At 64.6% G+C, this 17922-nt stretch carries 16 protein-coding genes and 1 pseudogene; 4 read left to right on the top strand and 13 right to left on the bottom strand.

What is annotated here, in order from left to right; genetic code table 11:
- Positions 1 to 8: 8 nt before the first annotated feature.
- From ORS3428_RS09075 to ORS3428_RS09015, 13 genes are all read right to left on the bottom strand, one after another.
- The gene (locus ORS3428_RS09075) at positions 9 to 1529 is read right to left on the bottom strand and encodes a peptidoglycan DD-metalloendopeptidase family protein (RefSeq protein ID WP_071096625.1); all 1521 of its coding nucleotides are present in this window, start codon (positions 1527 to 1529) and stop codon (positions 9 to 11) included.
- A gap of 259 nt (positions 1530 to 1788) precedes the next feature.
- A complete protein-coding gene (locus tag ORS3428_RS09070; RefSeq protein ID WP_071096623.1) occupies positions 1789 to 2436 on the bottom strand; it encodes a protein-L-isoaspartate(D-aspartate) O-methyltransferase in 648 nt (215 codons plus the stop codon).
- Positions 2433 to 3191, bottom strand: a complete 759-nt coding sequence (gene surE / locus ORS3428_RS09065) for a 5'/3'-nucleotidase SurE (RefSeq protein ID WP_071096621.1) — start codon at positions 3189 to 3191, stop codon at positions 2433 to 2435. Before surE ends, ORS3428_RS09070 begins: the two co-directional genes overlap by 4 nt.
- Positions 3192 to 3195: 4 nt before the next feature.
- Positions 3196 to 4500 (bottom strand): serine--tRNA ligase, encoded by a 1305-nt coding sequence (gene serS, locus ORS3428_RS09060; protein ID WP_071096619.1) that lies wholly within the window; start codon positions 4498 to 4500, stop codon positions 3196 to 3198.
- Between the two features lie 109 nt (positions 4501 to 4609).
- A complete protein-coding gene (gene tatC, locus ORS3428_RS09055) occupies positions 4610 to 5473 on the bottom strand; it encodes a twin-arginine translocase subunit TatC (protein ID WP_071096617.1) in 864 nt (287 codons plus the stop codon).
- On the bottom strand, positions 5470 to 6198 hold the full coding sequence (gene tatB, locus ORS3428_RS09050; RefSeq protein WP_071096615.1) for a Sec-independent protein translocase protein TatB: 729 nt from the start codon (positions 6196 to 6198) through the stop codon (positions 5470 to 5472). Before tatB ends, tatC begins: the two co-directional genes overlap by 4 nt.
- 29 nt (positions 6199 to 6227) lie before the next feature.
- Complete coding sequence (locus tag ORS3428_RS09045) at positions 6228 to 6446, bottom strand: twin-arginine translocase TatA/TatE family subunit (protein WP_071096613.1); 219 nt, start codon at positions 6444 to 6446, stop codon at positions 6228 to 6230.
- A gap of 180 nt (positions 6447 to 6626) precedes the next feature.
- The gene (gene scpB, locus ORS3428_RS09040) at positions 6627 to 7382 is read right to left on the bottom strand and encodes an SMC-Scp complex subunit ScpB (RefSeq protein ID WP_071096611.1); all 756 of its coding nucleotides are present in this window, start codon (positions 7380 to 7382) and stop codon (positions 6627 to 6629) included.
- On the bottom strand, positions 7379 to 8179 hold the full coding sequence (locus tag ORS3428_RS09035; RefSeq protein ID WP_071096609.1) for a segregation and condensation protein A: 801 nt from the start codon (positions 8177 to 8179) through the stop codon (positions 7379 to 7381). Before ORS3428_RS09035 ends, scpB begins: the two co-directional genes overlap by 4 nt.
- A 63-nt stretch (positions 8180 to 8242) precedes the next feature.
- A complete protein-coding gene (gene nagZ, locus ORS3428_RS09030; RefSeq protein ID WP_071096607.1) occupies positions 8243 to 9262 on the bottom strand; it encodes a beta-N-acetylhexosaminidase in 1020 nt (339 codons plus the stop codon).
- Between the two features lie 134 nt (positions 9263 to 9396).
- On the bottom strand, positions 9397 to 12963 hold the full coding sequence (locus tag ORS3428_RS09025; protein ID WP_071096604.1) for an SPOR domain-containing protein: 3567 nt from the start codon (positions 12961 to 12963) through the stop codon (positions 9397 to 9399).
- Between the two features lie 103 nt (positions 12964 to 13066).
- The gene (gene argS, locus ORS3428_RS09020) at positions 13067 to 14824 is read right to left on the bottom strand and encodes an arginine--tRNA ligase (protein ID WP_071096602.1); all 1758 of its coding nucleotides are present in this window, start codon (positions 14822 to 14824) and stop codon (positions 13067 to 13069) included.
- A gap of 62 nt (positions 14825 to 14886) precedes the next feature.
- The gene (locus ORS3428_RS09015) at positions 14887 to 16104 is read right to left on the bottom strand and encodes a deoxyguanosinetriphosphate triphosphohydrolase (RefSeq protein ID WP_071096600.1); all 1218 of its coding nucleotides are present in this window, start codon (positions 16102 to 16104) and stop codon (positions 14887 to 14889) included.
- A gap of 69 nt (positions 16105 to 16173) precedes the next feature.
- On the opposite strand from ORS3428_RS09015, the gene erpA reads away from it, so the two are divergent.
- From erpA to ORS3428_RS09000, 4 genes and pseudogenes are all read left to right on the top strand, one after another.
- Positions 16174 to 16521, top strand: coding sequence for an iron-sulfur cluster insertion protein ErpA (gene erpA, locus ORS3428_RS09010; RefSeq protein WP_071096597.1), 348 nt, complete (start codon positions 16174 to 16176; stop codon positions 16519 to 16521).
- Positions 16522 to 16531: 10 nt separating this feature from the next.
- Positions 16532 to 16746 (top strand): annotated as a pseudogene (locus tag ORS3428_RS31390) (VOC family protein).
- A gap of 7 nt (positions 16747 to 16753) precedes the next feature.
- Positions 16754 to 17548: an exodeoxyribonuclease III gene (xth, locus tag ORS3428_RS09005; RefSeq protein ID WP_071096595.1), complete on the top strand. Its 795-nt coding sequence runs from the start codon at positions 16754 to 16756 to the stop codon at positions 17546 to 17548.
- Positions 17549 to 17620: 72 nt separating this feature from the next.
- Entirely contained in the window at positions 17621 to 17914 is a 294-nt protein-coding gene (locus ORS3428_RS09000; RefSeq protein WP_108723024.1) for a hypothetical protein, read from the top strand.
- Positions 17915 to 17922: the final 8 nt, after the last annotated feature.

The raw sequence follows: 17922 nt of genomic DNA, 5'->3' as shown, positions 1-17922 counted from the left end.
TTCTTATTCTATTCGAGATAGCCGGCCGGGTCGACCGGGGCGGAGTTCTTGCGCACCTCGAAGTGCAGCTTCGGCGAGTCCGTCGTGCCGCTCATGCCGGACAGAGCGATCTCCTGGCCGCGCTTGACCTTCTGGCCGCGCTGCACCTCGATCGAGCTGGCATGGCCGTAGACGGTGACCAGCCCGTTCTCGTGGCGCACCAGCACGGTGTTGCCGAACTCCTTAAGGCCGTCGCCGGCGTAGATGACGACGCCGTTCTCGGCCGCCTTGATCGGCGTGCCTTCCGGAACCGCTATGTCGACGCCGTCTTTGCCGGCGCCGAAGCCGGAGATGACACGGCCGCGCACCGGCCAGCGCATCTTGCCAATGCCGGTCGCGTCCGGCGCCTCCGCCTTGTCGTCCTCGGCCTGCTGAATGACCTTGGCGTCCTTCTTCGGCGGCGTGTAGGAGGCGAGCGTTTCCGACGGGGTGGTCTTTGCCGGCGGCGGGGTGGTCGCCGTTGTCACCGGATCGACGGTCGCCTTGGCGGCAGTCGCGGCTGCCGGCTTGGCGGCGGCGACAACGGTGCCGCCGGCCGGAACTTTGAGCGTCTGCCCGATCCTCAGCAGGCCGTCCTGCATGCCGTTGGCCTGCTTGAGCGCGGCGACGCCGACACCGGTCTTCCTGGCGATAGAGGACAATGAATCGCCCTGCTGGACCGTGTAGGTGCCGCCGGCGCCGGCCGGCTTGGCCTCGGCCAACTGCGGCGCGGGCTTGGCGTTCTTTGAGCCGCTGGCGGCAGCCGATGCATCGACCTGAGCGGCGGACTTGCCGTCCTTGAGCTTCGGCTGCTGCGGCAGCACGGCGACCTTCTCCGGGGCGCCGACGGGCTTCGGCGTATTGGCGGGCTTGGTGTTGTCGGCAACCTTCGGCTGGCCCTTGCTTGAATAGGCATAGGCCGGGATGACGATTTTCTGGCCGGTCCGGATGCCCTTGCTGGCATCGAGACCGTTGACCTTGATGATCGCGTCGGCCGGCACATGATATTGCCGCGCCAGGCCGGAAATCGTCTCGCCTTCTCTAACCACGATCTCGGTCGCGTGCGGCGCCGCGCTTGCGTTGCGCACCGCATCGGGCTCGGCGGTCTTGAAGGGCTTCGCGRCCGGCACGGTGCCCGTCGTCGACTTGTCGACATGCGGTGCTGCGGGAGCAAGAGCCGGCGCCGAAGCGGTGCGCATCGGCTTGGCGGCCGCACCCGAGGGCGGCGGCAGTTGCTGCGATGTCACCGGCTCGAGGCTGGAGCGGCTCACCGACTGGGTGCGGCTGCCATCGACCGGTGCGGGCGCGACCGTGTCGCCCGGATAGGGCTGATCGACATTCTGCTTGTTGATAATGGCGCGCTGGTTGTTGGTGGACGAAGTGAAGACATCGTCGACACCGTTGAAGCGCATGGCCTGGGAACTGCACCCGGCGGCGGCGCCGGCGATCATGAGGACGGCGCAGCCACGCGCCAGATTGCGTCCGTTTGCCTTCAACACATTGAATTGCATCGCACTAACCCGCACAGACCCGGTACAACTGGTCATGATTAAAGCGCGTTAATGTTACTGGGCGGTTAACCCATTAGAATCCGTCGAAAATTTTCTTAAAACATTTCGAAAAGCGCGGAAGCTGGGTTTAGATTCAGGTCAGGCCGCGTCGAAAATGGTGGCTTGCGAGAACCGGAGCGGAGCGTACTTGAAGTACGTGAGCACCGGAAGCGCAGGAAGCCGCCATTTGCAGGCCGGCCTCACCTGAATCCAAGCCCAGCTAGATGACCGCGGCGACGCTGCGCAAGATCGGCTGCAGCCTCACCATGCCGATATCCTCACGCTCGAAACGGCTGCCGACCTTGGTGAGCTTGGCCAGCACCTGCTCGCCTTCTTCCGGACCGATCGGCGCGATGACGATGCCGCCGCTCGACAGCTGGTCGAGCAGGAAGCGCGGCAGGCTGTCGAAGGCCGCCCACGCTAGGATGCGGTCGAATGGCCCTTCGTTCGGCAGGCCGTTGGAGGCATCTGCCTGACGCGCGATGACGTTGCTGATGCCGAGTGCCTCGAAGCGCTGCTTGGCCTGTTCAGTCAGGGTTTTGTAGCGGTCGACGGTGACGACGCGCGCCGCAAGCCGCGACATCACGGCAGCGGAGTAGCCAGATCCAGTGCCGATCTCGAGCACGCGGTTGCCCGGCTCTATGGCAAGCGCCGCGATCACTGCCGCCTGCAGGTCCGCGCCCTCGATCGCCTCGCCGCATTCGATCGGCAGCATGCCCTCCGACCAGGCCATCGAATGGAACTGCGCCGACAGGAAGCCGCGCCGCGGCGTCGCCTCGAAGGCGGCGATCAGCGCCTTCGGCGCCGTGCCGCGGCCGCGCAGGCGAAGCAGGAAAGCGGCAAAACCCTCTCGATCTTCAGTGTTCATGAGAGCGCCTTGGTCAGTTGGTCGCGGAGTTCATGGGCGGTCAGGTCAAGCTGCAGCGGCGTCACTGACACCAGCCGGTTGCGCAATGCATAGAGGTCGGTGCCCTTCTTGCCTTCGACCGGCTCGCGGCCGAAGCGCAGCCAGTAGTAAGGCAGGCCGCGTCCGTCGCGGCGCTCGTCGACCCATAGGCTGTGCACGAGCTTGCCCTGCGCGGTGACGACCGTGCCCTCGATTTCGTCGGGCGCGCAGTTGGGGAAATTGACGTTGAGCAGGACGCCCTCCGGCAGCGGCGTCGCGATTAGCTTTTCCAGCAGCGCCGGCGCCAGCGCTTCCGTGGTCTCGTAGGGGACGATGCGGTCTTCGCCGATATAGGAATAGGCTTGGCTCACCGCGATCGAGCGGACGCCGAGCAGCGCACCTTCCATCGCGCCGGCGACGGTGCCCGAATAGGTTACGTCGTCGGCGATGTTGGCGCCGGAATTGACGCCGGACAGGATCAGGTCCGGCGGCCCGGGCAGGATCTTTTTCGTGCCCATGATGACGCAGTCGGTCGGCGTGCCGCGCACGGCGAAATGCCGCTCGCCGACCTTCCTCAGCCGAAGCGGCTCCGAGATCGACAGCGARTGCGCATAGCCCGACTGGTCCTGCTCCGGCGCCACCACCCAGACGTCATCCGAGAGCGTGCGAGCGATGCGTTCGAGCGACGCCAGCCCCTCGGCATGGATGCCGTCATCGTTGGTCAGCAGGATGCGCATGAACTCATTTCGATTCGATCTTGGCGAGGCCACCCATGTAAGGCCGCAGCGCTTCAGGAATGGTTACGCTGCCGTCCTCATTCTGGTAGTTTTCCATGACAGCTATGAGAGCGCGGCCGACCGCGGTGCCCGAGCCGTTGAGCGTGTGGACGAAGCGGTTGCCCTTGCCGTCCTTGTCCTTATATCGGGCATCCATGCGCCTTGCCTGGAAGTCGCCGCAGACCGAGCAGGACGAGATTTCGCGATAGGCGTTCTGTCCCGGCAGCCACACCTCGATGTCGTAGGTCTTGCGGGCGCCAAACCCCATGTCGCCGGTGCAGAGCGTCACCGTACGGAACGGCAGGCCGAGCCGCTTCAGCACTTCTTCGGCGCACTCAGTCATGCGCTCATGCTCGGCAAGCGAGCTCTCCTGGTCGGTGATCGAGACCAGCTCGACCTTGTAGAACTGGTGCTGGCGCAGCATGCCGCGCGTGTCGCGGCCGGCCGAGCCTGCTTCCGAGCGGAAGCACGGCGTCAGCGCAGTATAGCGCAACGGCAGCTTTTCATGCGGCGTGATCTCCTCGCGCACCAGGTTGGTGAGCGGCACTTCCGCCGTCGGGATCAGTCCCAGGCGGCTGTCGCCATGCGGCGTGAAGAACAGGTCCAGTTCGAATTTCGGCAGCTGATTGGTGCCGAATAGCACCTCGTCGCGCACCATCAGCGGCGGCTGGATTTCCTCATAGCCATGCTCCGTCGTATGCAGGTCGATCATGAACTGACCGATCGCGCGCTCCATCCGTGCAAGCTGGCTCTTCAGCACCGTGAAGCGCGAGCCCGAGAGTTTAGCCGCGCGCTCGAAATCCATCATGCCGAGCGCTTCGCCGATCTCGAAATGCTCCTTCACCCAGTTCGGCCTCGCCGGCACCTCGCCGACGATGCGCTTGACGACATTGTCGTGCTCGTCCTTGCCGACCGGAACGTCGTCGAGCGGCACATTGGGTATCACCGCAAGCGCGTCGTTCAGTGCCTTGTCGAGCTCGCGCTCGCGCGCCTCGCCGTTCTGGATGAACGCCTTGATCTCGCTGACTTCGCCCTTGAGCTTGTCGGCAAGAGCTGAATCGCCCGAACGCATGGCATTGCCGATCTCCTTCGAGGCGGCGTTGCGGCGCTCCTGCTTGACCTGCAGTTCGCTCAGATGCGCGCGCCGCGCTTCATCCCTGGCGATCAGATCACCAACCGTGGACTGCGCGTCACTAGCCGACCAGGAACGCTTGACCAGCGCCTCGACCAAGGCTTTCGGGTTGTCGCGAATCCATTTGATGTCAAGCATGGCTGTCCGTCCTCAAAGTGAGGACCGAGGGCGTAAACCGCATCCTTCATCGATGCAAGACGGGCATACCGAAGAGGCCGCGATTTTCCGGCCTTTGCGTCCGTCGCCCTTAGCTTGACGAGGCGTCCGGCGCCTTCTCGGCAACAGCGTTGCCCGTTTCCCGCCGCTCGCGCGCCAGCCGGTCGCGTTCCTGGCTGCGCTCGATGAGACGCGAGGACCAGATCGCGACCTCGTAGAGCAAGATGGTCGGAAGGGCGAGACYGATCTGGCTCATCGGATCCGGCGGCGTCAGCACCGCCGCGACGACGAATGCGATGACAATCGCCCATTTGCGCTTTTCGGCCAGCGCCTGCGACGACAACAGACCGACGCGCGTCAGCAGGCTGGTCACCACCGGCAATTGGAACACCAGGCCGAAGGAGAAGATCAGCGTCATGATCAGGCTGAGATATTCCGAAACCTTCGGCAGCAGCGAAATCTGCACCTGATCATTGGTCCCGACCTGCTGCATGGCGAGGAAGAACCACATCACCATCGGGGTGAAGAAGAAATAGACCAGCGAAGCGCCCATCAGGAACAGGATCGGCGACGCGATCAGGAACGGCAGGAAGGCCTTGCGCTCGTTCTTGTAGAGGCCCGGCGCGATGAACTTGTAGATCTGCGTGGCAATCAGCGGAAAGGCGATCACCATGCCGCCGAACATGGCAAGCTTCACCTGGGTGAAGAAGAACTCCTGCGGCGCGGTGTAGATCAGCTCGACCTTATGCGGATCGAGCCCCGCCCATTGCGTCGCCCATTTGAACGGGACAACCAAAAGGTTGAACAGGCGCTTGGCGAAGAAGAAGCAGACCAGGAACGCGATGAAGAACCCGACCAGCGACCAGATCAGGCGCCTGCGCAGTTCGATGAGGTGCTCGATCAGCGGCGCCGACGATTTCTCGATCTCGTCTCTTTCCTGGTCCGAAACGCTCACTTGGCGGCTCCCGCCGTCTTCTTGGCATCGGCGGCCTTTTTCACCGCCGGCTTCCTCGCCGCCGCCGGCTTGGCCTCAGCCTTGGGCGCAGGCTTCTTGGCGGGCGCGGCGGCCTTTGCCGCCGTTGCTGACTTTACCGGTTCTTTTGCCGCCGAAATCTTGGCCGATGCCGCTTTCGCCACACCGCCGGCGGCCTTCGTCTTCGACGTCGCCGCCTTTTTCTTCGCCGCTTGTGCAGGCGCGGCAGCTTCCGGAACCGGCGCGGTCACCGAAGCATCGGTCATCGCAGGGAAAAGCGGCGCGGTCGCCGAAGCAGCCTCCGCCCCGCCGATGCCGGGAATCTCGGTTGCGCCATTCTTCAGCGGTTCGGCCGCTTGCGGCGCCGTTGCATCCGACGGCGCCTGCTCCGAAGCCGGCTTGGGCTTCATCATCGTGTCGACGCCGGCTCGCACATCGGCAGCCGCCTGCTCGAACGGATTGAGCTGCTTGCGGATTTCGGTCATCGGGTTCAGGCCCCGAAGGCTATCGACCGAACTCTTGACGTCGTCGAGTTCGGCTTCCTTCAGGGCATCGTTGAACTGCTTCTGGAAGTCGCCCGCCATGGCGCGCAATTTGGCCGCGGTGCGGCCGAAGGTGCGCAGCATGTTGGGCAAATCTTTCGGTCCGACGACCACGATCATGACGACCGCGATCACCAGCAGTTCGCTCCAGCCGACCTCGAACATGGCAATCTATTCCAACGAGAGCGCTCAGTTCAGCTCTTGCTGACCTTTTCCTTGCCCGGCGAAACGGTCTCGTCGGCGCGGTGCTCGACGGTCCGCTTGTCGTCGACGTCGTCGTCAGCCATGCCCTTCTTGAAGCTCTTGATGCCCTTGGCCATGTCGCCCATCAGTTCCGGTAGCTTGCCGCGGCCGAACAGGAGCAGCACGATGACCAGAACGATCAGCCAGTGCCATATCGATAGTGAACCCATAACAATCTCTCTCGAATGTTTTCCCTCGGCGATGATCTATGCGTTTTCGCTCGGGGATTCAAACAGAACCGCAATGAAGTTGATAAAATGGCTCGCCGATGTCACGCACTTTCGGCGTGATCGCCTTGCTACGAATCCGCGCAGCCTCTCCCCATAGACCATTCACTCCGGAATCTGCGGTCACTCTTCCGTGACGCGTGGCGTGAGCAGCCCCAGTTCCTCCAGATCGATATYGGTCAGCGCATCCTCGTCCTCGGCCAGTGCCTCCGGATCGGCCGGCGGCACCGGTATCGAGAAGTTGGCCGGCATGCGCGTCGACAGCAGCCCTGCGCCCTTCAGTTCTTCCATACCGGGCAGGTCGCGGATTTCCTCCAGCGCAAAGTGATCGAGGAACGCGTCGGTGGTGCCATAGGTAACGGGACGGCCGGGCGTGCGGCGGCGGCCGCGCATCCTCACCCACTCCGTTTCCAGCAGCATGTCCAGCGTCCCCTTCGAGGTCTCGACGCCTCTGATGTCCTCGATCTCGGCGCGCRTCACCGGCTGGTGATAGGCAATGATCGCCAGCACTTCGAGCGCCGCGCGCGAGAGCTTGCGCTGCTGAACGGTGTCCCGGCTCATCAGGAAGGCAAGATCGCCGGCGGTGCGGAACGCCCAGGCATCGCCTACCCGCACGAGGTTGACGCCACGCTTGGCATAGATTTCCTGCAGGTCGGCCATCGCCGCCGCGATGTTGACGCCTTCGGGCAGGCGCGCCGCCAGCTGCCTTTCGCTCACCGGCTCGGCGCTGGCGAAGATGATCGCCTCTGCCATGCGGACGGCTTCCGACAACTGCAGCCGCTCGGCAGGGTTCTCGATGGAGCCCTGTTCGGCTATCTCGTCTTCCGGTTGGTCTTCGACCTTGAACGGGATGACCGAAGCATTGGCGCGTTCGCTCATGATACCACCTCGACTGCCTTGATCCCTTGTGCGCGGCCGCGCAGGTAGATCGGCGCGAAAACCTGATCTTGCCGCACCTCCAGCTTGCCCTCGCGCACCATTTCGAGTGTTGCGGCGAAGGAACTGGCGACAGCCGTGCGCTTCTCGTCCGGCGCCGCCAGATACTGGATCAGGAAGCTGTCGAGCGCCGTCCAGTCACCAACCGTCCCGACCAGCCGCGCCAGCACCTCGCGCGCGTCCTTCAAGGACCACACGGCGCGCCGGGCTATCGTCACGTTGCTGATCGCCTGCCGCTGGCGCTGCTGCGCATAAGCGGTCAGGAGATCGTAGAGCGAGGCCGAATAGGCGTTGCGCTTTTCGACGATGACCATTTCCGGCATGCCGCGCGCAAAGACGTCGCGTCCGAGCCGGTTGCGGTTGACCAGCCGCGCCGCGGCATCGCGCATCGCTTCCAGGCGCTTCAGACGGAACTGGAGCACAGCCGCCAATTCCTCGCCGCTCTCGCCCTGTTCGCCAGGCTGCTTCGGGATGAGCAGCTTCGACTTGAGGAAGGCTAGCCATGCCGCCATCACCAGATAGTCGGCCGCGAGTTCGAGTCTGAGCGCCCTCACCTTCTCGATGAACGCCAGATACTGCTCGGCGAGCGCCAGGATCGAGATGCGCGCCAGATCGACCTTCTGGTTGCGGGCCAGATGCAACAGAAGGTCAAGCGGACCCTCAAAGCCGGCGACATCGACCACCAGCGACGGATCGCCGGTAAGCCGTGAATCGTCGTTCTCGGCCCACAGACGGTCCATCGGTGCGGCCTTCGTGGCCTTGCTGTCCAATGTCTCCGCCACTTGCCTTTCTTTCCCTTCGGTTCAGGCCACCGCTTCGAAATAGGTAGCGAATTCCGCGCGTATCGCACTTTCGTCGGCGGCGTCGCGGTCCTTGATATAGGTCAGCGCCCGCTCCGCTCTCGCCAGGGACTTGCCTTCAAGCGCCGTAGTGCGCGACGCAATGCCGGACATTTCCTCGAAAACGCCGTTGCAGTGAAGGACGAGATCGCAGCCGGCCGCAAGGATAGCGGCGGCCTTTGTCGGGAAATCCCCAGAAAGTGCCTTCATCGACGTGTCGTCGCTCATCAACAGCCCGTCGAAGCCGATCTCGCCGCGGATCACCTCGTTGACGACCTTGGCCGAGGTCGTCGCAGGATTGTCCGGGTCGACGGCGCTGTAGACGACATGCGCCGTCATGGCCATCGGCAGATGATTGAGCGCCTTGAACGGGGCGAAATCATGCCGCCGTAGCTCCGCAAGCGGCGCATCGACCGTCGGCAGCGCGAAATGCGTATCGGCAAAGGCGCGGCCATGGCCGGGAATATGCTTCATTACCGGCAGGACGCCGCCCGACATCAGGCCCTCGGCCGAAGCCCGGCCGAGCTCGATCACCGCATTAGGCTCCATGCCATAGGCTCGCGCGCCGATGACGTCGCTCGCGCCTTCGACCGGAACATCGAGGACCGGCAGACAGTCTGCGGTGATGCCGTGGCGCAGGAGATCGAAGGCATGCAGTCGGGCCAAGAGCCAGGCGGCACGGCGACCGGCCTCGCGATCGTCGCGCCAAAGGGCGCCGAGCGCGCCGCCGGCCGGGTAGTTCGGCGCCAGCGGCGGCCGCAGCCTCTGCACCCGGCCGCCCTCCTGGTCGACGAAGACCGGAGCGTCCGGACGTCCGACGCAGTCGCGCATCGAGGCGACCAGATCGCGGATCTGCTCGGTCTCGCCGACGTTGCGCGCGAACAGGATGAAGCCCCAGGGGCGTTCATCACGATACAAGCGGATTTCCTCAGGAGTGAGCGTTTTCCCGGCGCAGCCGAGGATCATGGATTTTGATTCGGTCATGAATGAAACCTTAGGGCTTTGGCAAGGCAAAGGGAATCACCCCCGCCCACCGGCACCGGCAGGCCGGAAAGCCGTCCACAACGAAAAGCCGGCGCGGCCTTGCGGCAGCGCCGGCTTTGGTACGCTTGAGACGATCAGCGCGACACGAAGCAGGTGCCGCCTGCCGCCTTGTAGCTGGTGCACAGGTTGACCGCGTCGTTGCGCGACTGCGTCGGAACGCGGACGCGGTAGAAAGTGCCCTTGCCGGCGATCTCCGCCTTGACGATGTTCGCCGTGCGCCCGGCAAGCACGCTGCCGTAACGGCGCTGCAAATCCTGATAGGTCGACTGGGCGCTCTCAACCGTCGGCTGCGAGGCGATCTGCATCGACCACGAGCCGCCGCCTGACGCGGCAGGATCGATGGAGGCGACCTGGTCCGGTTTGACCTCGCCGACGATGTCGACCGGCTGATCGGACGGACGCGGCGGCGCCACCGGCACCTTCGCGGGCGTGCTGGCCGACTGGGCCTTGGCTTCCGCCGCCTTCGGCGCGGCGGCCGGTTTCGCTGCTGGCGCAGCCGGCTTGGCGGTATCGGTTTGGTCGTCAGCGCCCTGATCGGCAGCCTGGCCGGCGGTCGGCGTGGTTGTACCCGTCGGCTGGGCATCGCCCTGCCCGGCGGGGGCGACCGGCTGCGGCGCCGGATCGGCCGGCTCGGTCGCCGCGATTTTCGGCGCGGGGGCGGAATCCTCGCGCGGAACCAGCGAGCCGTCAGGCTTCACCATCATGGTCTTCACCTTGCGCGGCGCAACGGCGACGACATCATTGTTGGTCCCCTTGTCAGCATCCTGCAGCACCTGGGCGATGCGGTCTTCCGACTTCGGCGCCGGAGCGGCCGGCTGCGTGCTTGYGGGCGCGGCAGCCTGGGCAGTAGCCGGCGCTAGGCCCGGACCCGGCGCCGCCGCCTTCGGAGCCGAAGCCGCTGCTTTCGCGCCAGGCACTGCCGTGCCCGGGTTGCCGGCTGCGTCGGTGCCCGGAGTTGCATCGGTATCGTCAGGCGAAAGGTCGACGACGCGGCTCTGCGGCGGCTCCTTCGACACGATGTCGATCGGCTCCTCGACATTGGTCACCAGCTTCTGCTGCACCGGTTCGGCGGGCTTGGCAGCACCGCCCTTGGCCACCGCGTCATAGACCTTGCTGTCCTGGTTCGGCACCACCGCGCCGCCTGGATTTTCCGGCTTGACCTTGATCGGCGAATTGTCGGCCTTGACGATCACGGGCGCCTCGCTGCTGCCCTTGCCGCCGAAGGAGAAGGCAAGCGCGCCGAGGCCGCCGGCGATCACCGCGGCGCCGACGAGCGCGGCAACAAGCAGGCCGCGGCTGCGCGGCTTCACGGTCTCGCGTTCGGCAAGGCCGGGCACAGTCATCGCCTCGTCGAGCTCTGGATCGTAATCAAGCTCGTCGACGGGATCGTCCGCCAGCGATACCGGCCGGCTGCCCGGCAAATCGTCGGCGTCGAAGTCGCTGGCCGCCGCGGCGTAGGATGCGGCCTTCGGAGCAGCAGTCGTCTCGGCGCGCAACTCGCGGCGATCATAGCCGGTCTTGAAGCCCGCATTGTAGGAATCGTCGTCATAGCCCCGGCCCTGCACCGGCGCCTGGGCGATCTCGGTCGCGTTCATCTCGGTAAGCAGGGTCGCGAACTCGGTATCGAGATCGTCATAGGCGGGAGCCGCCGGCTGATCCTCCTCGAAGCTGAGTTCCGGAATATCGAGGTCGTCGGCCAGCGCCACCACGCGCTCCGGCACATCGACCGTCTCGACATCCGGCATTTCTTCATCGTGGCGAGACTGCGGCTCGGGGGTCGGCTTGACATAGGCGGAATAGTCATTCGCCGGCTCGTCACGATAGGCGGGCGCCGACATCGGCTGCGCCGGCTTGGCGTAGGCGGAATAGTCCGTCGCCGTCTCGACACGATAGCCAGATGCCGCCGTCTGCGGGGCCGCAGCCGCCGGCTGCGCCGCGAACGACGCCTGCGCTGGCGCGGCAACCGGCGTCACGCGGCTCCACGAGCGGGACGGCTCGGGCGCGACCTGCGCGTGCGTCTCGATGCCCTTCGCGAAGGCGGCATCGAAAGCCTCGTCATCGAAATCGATGCTCGGTTCGGCGTCCGGCTCGGAAGCCGCGCCTTCAAAGCCCTGCCGTTCGAGTTCGTCGGCGAGCAGCGCGTCGAGGTCGGCATCGGCTGGCCGGGCGTTCTCCTCGCTCCGCTCATCGATATCCCAATCGAGTTCCTCGGCCGCGGCAGCCTTCTGGTCGCTATGGCTGGCCGGCGGAACGACCGGTTGCTGTGCCGGAGCAGGTTCCTCGGCGACCGGAATGGGGGCAGCGGCCGGAATAGGAATGACCGGAGCCGGCGCGACCGGAACGGGCCGCGCCGTCATGGCGCCGAGCAGTGCGTTGAGTTCGTCTTCCAGGCTCCGCTCGCCGGCGGCCACGRCCGGCTTGACCGGCTCGACTGCCGCAACCGGTCGAGCCGGTACCGTCACGGCCGGCGCGGGCTCCGCAAACGAAGGCTCGGCCGCGGCAACGGGCTCGACGTCTGGAACTTCCGGTGGTTCGGAGAGAGCGTCACCGAAGCTGAGTTCGAAATCGTCTTCGAGTACCTCATCGGCCGCAGTCGCGTGATCGGCAACGGGTTCAGGATCGACAGCCGGAGCTTCCGGCTCTTCGGCAAGGGCGTCACGGAAGCTGAGCTCGAAATCGTCTTCGAGGACCTGATCGGCCGCGGCCTCATGATCGGCAGCGGGTTCGGAATCGAGAACCGGCTCGGGATCGGCGGCGAAATGGACGGCTTCGGCAGGCGCCTCGACAGCCGGCGGCTGCTCGTCATCGACCGCCAGCTCCTGCTCCAGGGTCAGATCCTGCTGGTGATCGAGGTCCATATCGATATCGGCCATTGCCTCATCGAATTGGGCCTCATCGAACTGGGCCTGATTGAATTGTCCATCGAAATCTTCGTCGGCGATCGGCTGGTCGGCAGCAGCGACGTGAGCCTCGATCGGCTGAACGTCTGCGGCCTCGTTCTGCTCGATCTCACGGTCATCGAACGCCAGTTCGTCCTCGATCGCCCCCTGAATGGCATCGAAAGCCGGCTCGGCCGCGGGCTCAGCAACAGCAGGYTCGACCGCGGCAATGGCGCCATGACCGGTATCGGCCTCGCGATGGCGAGGATGGAAGTCTCGATCCAGCGAGGCTGCCATTTCCTGATCGATCGAAAGGTCGTCCTCCAGGGGCGAGACTTCCAAGGAATTCGCGACCGCCTTGTCGAAATCGTCGTCGAAGGCAACGTCGGCGACCGGTTCCGGCGCCTGCACCGGGGCAAAGTGGGCGTGATCGGCCGCGTCGTCAAAGACGAAATCCTGCTCCAAGGAAGCGGCAAGCTCGTCGTCGGTGGTCGCCTGGTAAGCCGGCTGGTAGGCGGCAGCCTGCTGTGTGGCCTGCGCGCTCTCCTCGCCGAAGTCGCCCATCAACTCCTTTTCGAGGTCGATGTCGAAGTCGGGCGCTTCCGCGGCCTGGTTTGTGGGCGCAGCCTTTGCGACCACCGGCGTCTGCGGCCTCACCGGCTGACGCGGGTCGAAACCCATGATCCTGGTCAGTTCCGCGAACGGATCGTCGGCGGCGATGTCGTTGTTTTCGGCTACTTTCAGCTGGGTTCTGTCTGCCATTATTGTTCCCGAACTCGCACACAGTCGGACGCCATGGACGTCGCGCAGGGTTGGCCCTTACCAGCGCAATGTGGGCAAAAGGTGACAGGTTTTTTAGTCAAACCTAACGCATTTCRGTAGGCGCATCAGCCCCTATCAGCGTCAGGCCGGAGGTCAAAACATCCAAAACAGCCTGCACCAGCCCTAGTCTGGCATACGTCAATTGTGGGTCGTTAACCTTAACAAAACGTAAGTCTGGGTTGTCGGTGCCCCGATTCCAGTGTGCGTGGAAGGCTGACGCCAAATCGTAGAGGTAGAATGCCAGCCGGTGGGGTTCCAGCGCAAGTGCCGCGGATTCAATCAACCGTGGATATTCAGCCAGCTTCCGGATCAGGCCGATCTCGCCCTCGTCGGTCAGCGAGGCGACGGAGGCCACCAGGCGGTTGCGGTCGAAATTYGCCTCGCCCAATTGCTCGCTCGCCTGGCGGAACACGGAGTGGYAGCGCGCGGAAGCGTATTGCACATAGAACACCGGATTGTCCTTGGACTGCTCGGTGACCTTGGCGAAGTCGAAATCGAGCGGCGCATCGTTCTTCCGGTAGAGCATCATGAACCGGATCGGGTCGCGGCCGACTTCCTCCACCACGTCGCGCAGTGTGACGAAATCGCCCGACCGTTTCGACATGCGCACGGGCTCACCGTCTCGGAACAGCTTCACCAACTGGCAGAGCAGGACAGTGAGCTTGACCTCGTCACCCGCGACCGCGCGCGCCAGCGCTTCCAGCCGCTTGACATAGCCGCCATGGTCGGCGCCCAGCACATAGATGAGGTCGACAAAACCGCGCTCGACCTTGTCCTTGAGATAGGCGACGTCGGCGGCGAAATAAGTGAACGAGCCGTCCGACTTGACCAGCGGCCGGTCCATGTCGTCGCCGACCGCGGTCGAACGGAACAGCGTCTGCTCGCGGTCTTCCCAATCGTCCGGCTTCTCGCCCTTAGGCGGCGGCAGCTTGCCCTTGTAGATATGGCCCTTGAGCGTCAGGTCGGCGATCGCCGAGCGGATCTTCCTGGCGTTGTCCGCATGCAGCGTGCGCTCGGAGAAGAAGACGTCGTGATGCACGTTGAGCTGCGCCAGATCCTCGCGGATCATCGCCATCATCGCATCGACGGTGCGATCCTTGACGATCGCCAGCGACTCGTCTTCCGGCATCTCCAGCAGGCCGCGGCCGAACTCCTTGGCCAGTGCCTGGCCGACGGGGATCAGATAGTCACCCGGATAGAGGCCGGGTGGGATCTCGCCGATGGCTTCGCCAAGCGCCTCGCGATAGCGCAGCATGGCCGAGCGGCCGAGCACGTCGATCTGCGAACCRGCATCGTTGATGACATATTCCTTGGTCACATCGTAGCCGGCGAAGGCCATCAGGTTGGCGAGCGTGTCGCCGACGACAGCGCCGCGGCAATGGCCGACATGCATCGGCCCGGTCGGATTGGCCGAGACATATTCGACATTGGCCTTGCGCCCGCCGCCGATCTTCGAGCGGCCATAGTTGCGACCCTCGCCGAGCAGCGTGGCAAGATGCGCCTGCCAGAACCCGTCCTTCAGCCTGAGATTGACGAAGCCCGGCCCGGCGACCGTGGCCGACGCGATATCGGCATCCGCGCGCAGCGCCTCGGTCAGTTTCTCGGCCAGCGCGCGTGGGTTCTGGCCGGTCGGCTTCGCCAGCACCATCGCCGCATTCGTGGCAAGGTCGCCGTGGCTGGCGTCGCGCGGCGGCTCGACCGCGATGCGCGACAGGTCCAGCACGCCGCCTTCCTTCTCTTTCAGGTCAAGGGCTTCGACAGCTTTTACGATCCGCGCGTTGAAATCGGCGAAGATATTCATTGGGTATGCTCTGGGCTTTAAAGAGACGACCGGCTGCTTGGCCGGCAAGATCGTGGCCCGCCCTAGCTCAAATCCGGCGTGTGGTCAAACAATCGCCTATGCTCCTTGAGCGCATAGGTGTCGGTCATGCCCGCCAGGAAATCCGCGACGCTGCGCGCCTTGATGCGATCCTGCGCCCTGTCCAGTCCTTCGCGCCAGCCGTCAGGCATGGCGCGTGGGTCGGCGAAATAGGCATCGAACAGCTCGCGGACGACCTGTTCGGCATCCGCGCGCACGCGCATCACCTCGGCATGCCGGTAGAGATGCTTGTAGAGGAAGGCTTTCAATTCCTTCTCGGCAGCGGCCATATCGGCGGAGAAGGTCACCATCGTCTCGCCCGCCGCCCTCACCGCATCGGCGCTGTCCGGCTTGAGCCGGTCGATGTTGGCTTTGGTCGATGTGATGACATCCTCGACCATCAACGTGATCTGCCGGCGCATCAGCTCGTGGCCGGTGCGTACGTCGTCGAGATGCCGATAGCGGGCGCGCACGCTCTTCAGGATCGAGCCCGGCAGGCCGACGTCCTCGAGCATGTCCAGCGTGAGCAAGCCGGAGCGCAGGCCGTCGTCGATGTCATGGCTGTTGTAGGCGATGTCGTCGGCGATCGCAGCGCATTGCGCCTCGATGCCGGCGAAGCGGTCGAGTTCCAAGTCATGCAGTTCGGAATAGTCGCGGATCGCCTGCGGCACCCTGCCCTTCAGCCCCTTCCCGCTCGCGTCGGTCAGCGGCCCATTGTGCTTGACCAGCCCCTCCAGCGTCTCCCAGGTGAGGTTCAATCCGTCGAATTCGGCATAGCGCCGCTCGAGCCGCGTGACGACGCGCAGCGACTGCGCGTTGTGGTCGAAGCCGCCCCAGGCGGCCATCTTCTCGTTCAGCGCCTCCTCGCCGGTATGGCCGAAGGGCGTGTGGCCGAAATCGTGCACCAGGGCGACCGCCTCCGCCAGATCCTCGTCGCCAAGCAGCGCGCGCGCCAGGGCGCGGGCGATCTGCGCCACCTCGATCGAATGCGTTAGCCTGGTGCGGTAGTGATCGCCCTCATGCGCGACGAACACCTGCGTCTTATGCTTGAGCCGGCGAAAGGCGGTGGAGTGGATAATGCGGTCGCGGTCGCGCTGGAACGGCGTGCGGGTCGGGCTCTCGGGCTCATCGAACAGCCGGCCGCGCGAATGCGCCGGGTCGCTTGCATAGATGGCGCGCGGCCGGTAGCCGAATCCGATATCGCCAAGAACATCCTTGCCCATTTACCACCAGTTGACTTGGCCCCGCCCGCTTCATACCTATCATGGGAAACCGAAAGCAAGGTGACGCCGATGGGCGCGGATGCCAAGACTGCCATGAAGGTCGAGATGACCGACGCTGCCGCGAAGCGGATTGCCAAGATCCTGTCCGCCGAACCGGGCAAGATTGCCCTGCGCGTTGCCGTCGAGGGCGGCGGCTGCTCTGGCTTCTCCTACAAGTTCGATCTGGTCGAAGCGGCCAACGACGRCGACGTCGCCATCGAGAAAGATGGCGCGACGATCCTGATCGACGACCTCTCCCTGATCTATATGGGCGGCTCGGTGATCGACTTCGTCGACGACCTGATGGGCCAGTCCTTCCAGATCAGGAACCCGAACGCCGTCGCCTCCTGCGGCTGCGGCACCAGCTTCTCCATCTGACCGAATTCCGATGCCTGCGATAAGCGCGGCCCGTTAGGTCGCGCTGTCGCCGGGCGCGATCTCGATGCGGCGCTGGCCTTTTGGCGCGATGTGCTCGGCATGGGCATCCGCGACACCGAGGGCCGTTTCGGTCCGGCGGGGGAAAGCGAGTGGATGGCCTTTCTAAAGGACGGCGCAGGCAATACCATCGGTCTCGTCGAGCGCCTGGCGCCGGAACAGCTTTGAGGCCCACATGAAGATCGTCACCTGGAACATCAACGGCGTTCGCGCCCGCATCGGCAACCTCACCCATTGGCTGACCGAGAGCGCGCCGGACATCGTCTGCCTGCAGGAGATCAAGACCCTCGACGATCAGTTCCCGCGCGCCGAGATCGAGGCGCTGGGCTACAATGTCGAGACCAACGGCCAGAAGAGCTTCAACGGCGTCGCCATCCTGTCGAAGCTGCGTTTCGACGAGGTCAATCGCGGCCTGCCGGGCGACGACGCCGACGATCACGCGCGCTTCATCGAAGGCGTCTTCTCGACCGACAAAGGGGCCTTGCGCGTCGCCTCGCTCTACTTGCCGAACGGCAATCCGGTCGACGATGAGCGGAAGTTTTCCTACAAACTGTCATGGATGGAACGGCTCGAGCGCTGGGCGGAGGAACGGCTGAGGCTCGAGGAAGCGCTGGTGCTGGCCGGCGACTACAATGTCATCCCCGAGCCGGCCGACGCCCGGTTCCCCGAGAACTGGCGAGGCGACGCGCTGTTCCAGCCGGAGACGCGGCAGGCCTTCCGCCGCCTCAAGAACATCGGCTTCACGGAAGCCGTACGGGCCGTTACCGACTCGTCCGATGTCTACACTTTCTGGGACTATCAGGCCGGCGCCTGGCAGAAGAACAACGGCATCCGCATCGATCACCTATTGCTGTCACCCGAGGCGGCCAACCGCTTTTCCTCGGCCTCGGTCGAGAAGCATGTGCGCGCTTGGGAAAAACCCTCCGACCATGTGCCGGTGGCGATCGAGCTCGGCTTGCAGCCTGCCTGAGAGCGTAACTCTCACCAATCCMTGATATCGCCACAAATCGCGCGCTTGATGCGAATGTTGCGGGGTGGGTTGATGGCGAACCGATTTGTTCTTTGCTCGATTGGCATTGCGCTGCTTGTTGCCGCGCCCGCGCCGGTGCTCGCCGACCAAGCCTGCCTCGCCAACGGGAAATCGTTCAAGGTCGGTGAGACGGCCTGCCTGACTGTTGCCGGACAAAGCCACCTCGCCCGCTGCGACATGGTTCTCAACAACACGTCCTGGACGAAGGTCAGCGACATCTGTCCCGGCGAGAACCAGGCGCCGAAATTGCACCCGATCTCGACGCCGGCGCCAAATTCGGTGCCGACCGAGCCTACCGAAAACTGACGCTGAAG

The sequence above is a fragment of the Mesorhizobium sp. ORS 3428 genome (genome assembly GCF_001854785.1).
Lineage (GTDB): Bacteria > Pseudomonadota > Alphaproteobacteria > Rhizobiales > Rhizobiaceae > Mesorhizobium.
The sequence above is the reverse complement of the archived record's forward strand: the minus strand, read 5'-3'. Positions and strand labels throughout refer to the sequence as shown.

Bases quoted from the DNA above. Each gene is read 5' to 3' on its own strand.
- ORS3428_RS09070 (WP_071096623.1), bottom strand. From the start codon at position 2,436: ATGAACACTGAAGATCGAGAGGGTTTTGCCGCTTTCCTGCTTCGCCTG.
- serS (WP_071096619.1), bottom strand. From the start codon at position 4,500: ATGCTTGACATCAAATGGATTCGCGACAACCCGAAAGCCTTGGTCGAG.
- tatB (WP_071096615.1), bottom strand. From the start codon at position 6,198: ATGTTCGAGGTCGGCTGGAGCGAACTGCTGGTGATCGCGGTCGTCATG.
- ORS3428_RS09045 (WP_071096613.1), bottom strand. From the start codon at position 6,446: ATGGGTTCACTATCGATATGGCACTGGCTGATCGTTCTGGTCATCGTG.
- ORS3428_RS09035 (WP_071096609.1), bottom strand. From the start codon at position 8,179: ATGGACCGTCTGTGGGCCGAGAACGACGATTCACGGCTTACCGGCGAT.
- nagZ (WP_071096607.1), bottom strand. From the start codon at position 9,262: ATGACCGAATCAAAATCCATGATCCTCGGCTGCGCCGGGAAAACGCTC.
- ORS3428_RS09015 (WP_071096600.1), bottom strand. From the start codon at position 16,104: ATGGGCAAGGATGTTCTTGGCGATATCGGATTCGGCTACCGGCCGCGC.
- xth (WP_071096595.1), top strand. From the start codon at position 16,754: ATGAAGATCGTCACCTGGAACATCAACGGCGTTCGCGCCCGCATCGGC.
- ORS3428_RS09000 (WP_108723024.1), top strand. From the start codon at position 17,621: ATGGCGAACCGATTTGTTCTTTGCTCGATTGGCATTGCGCTGCTTGTT.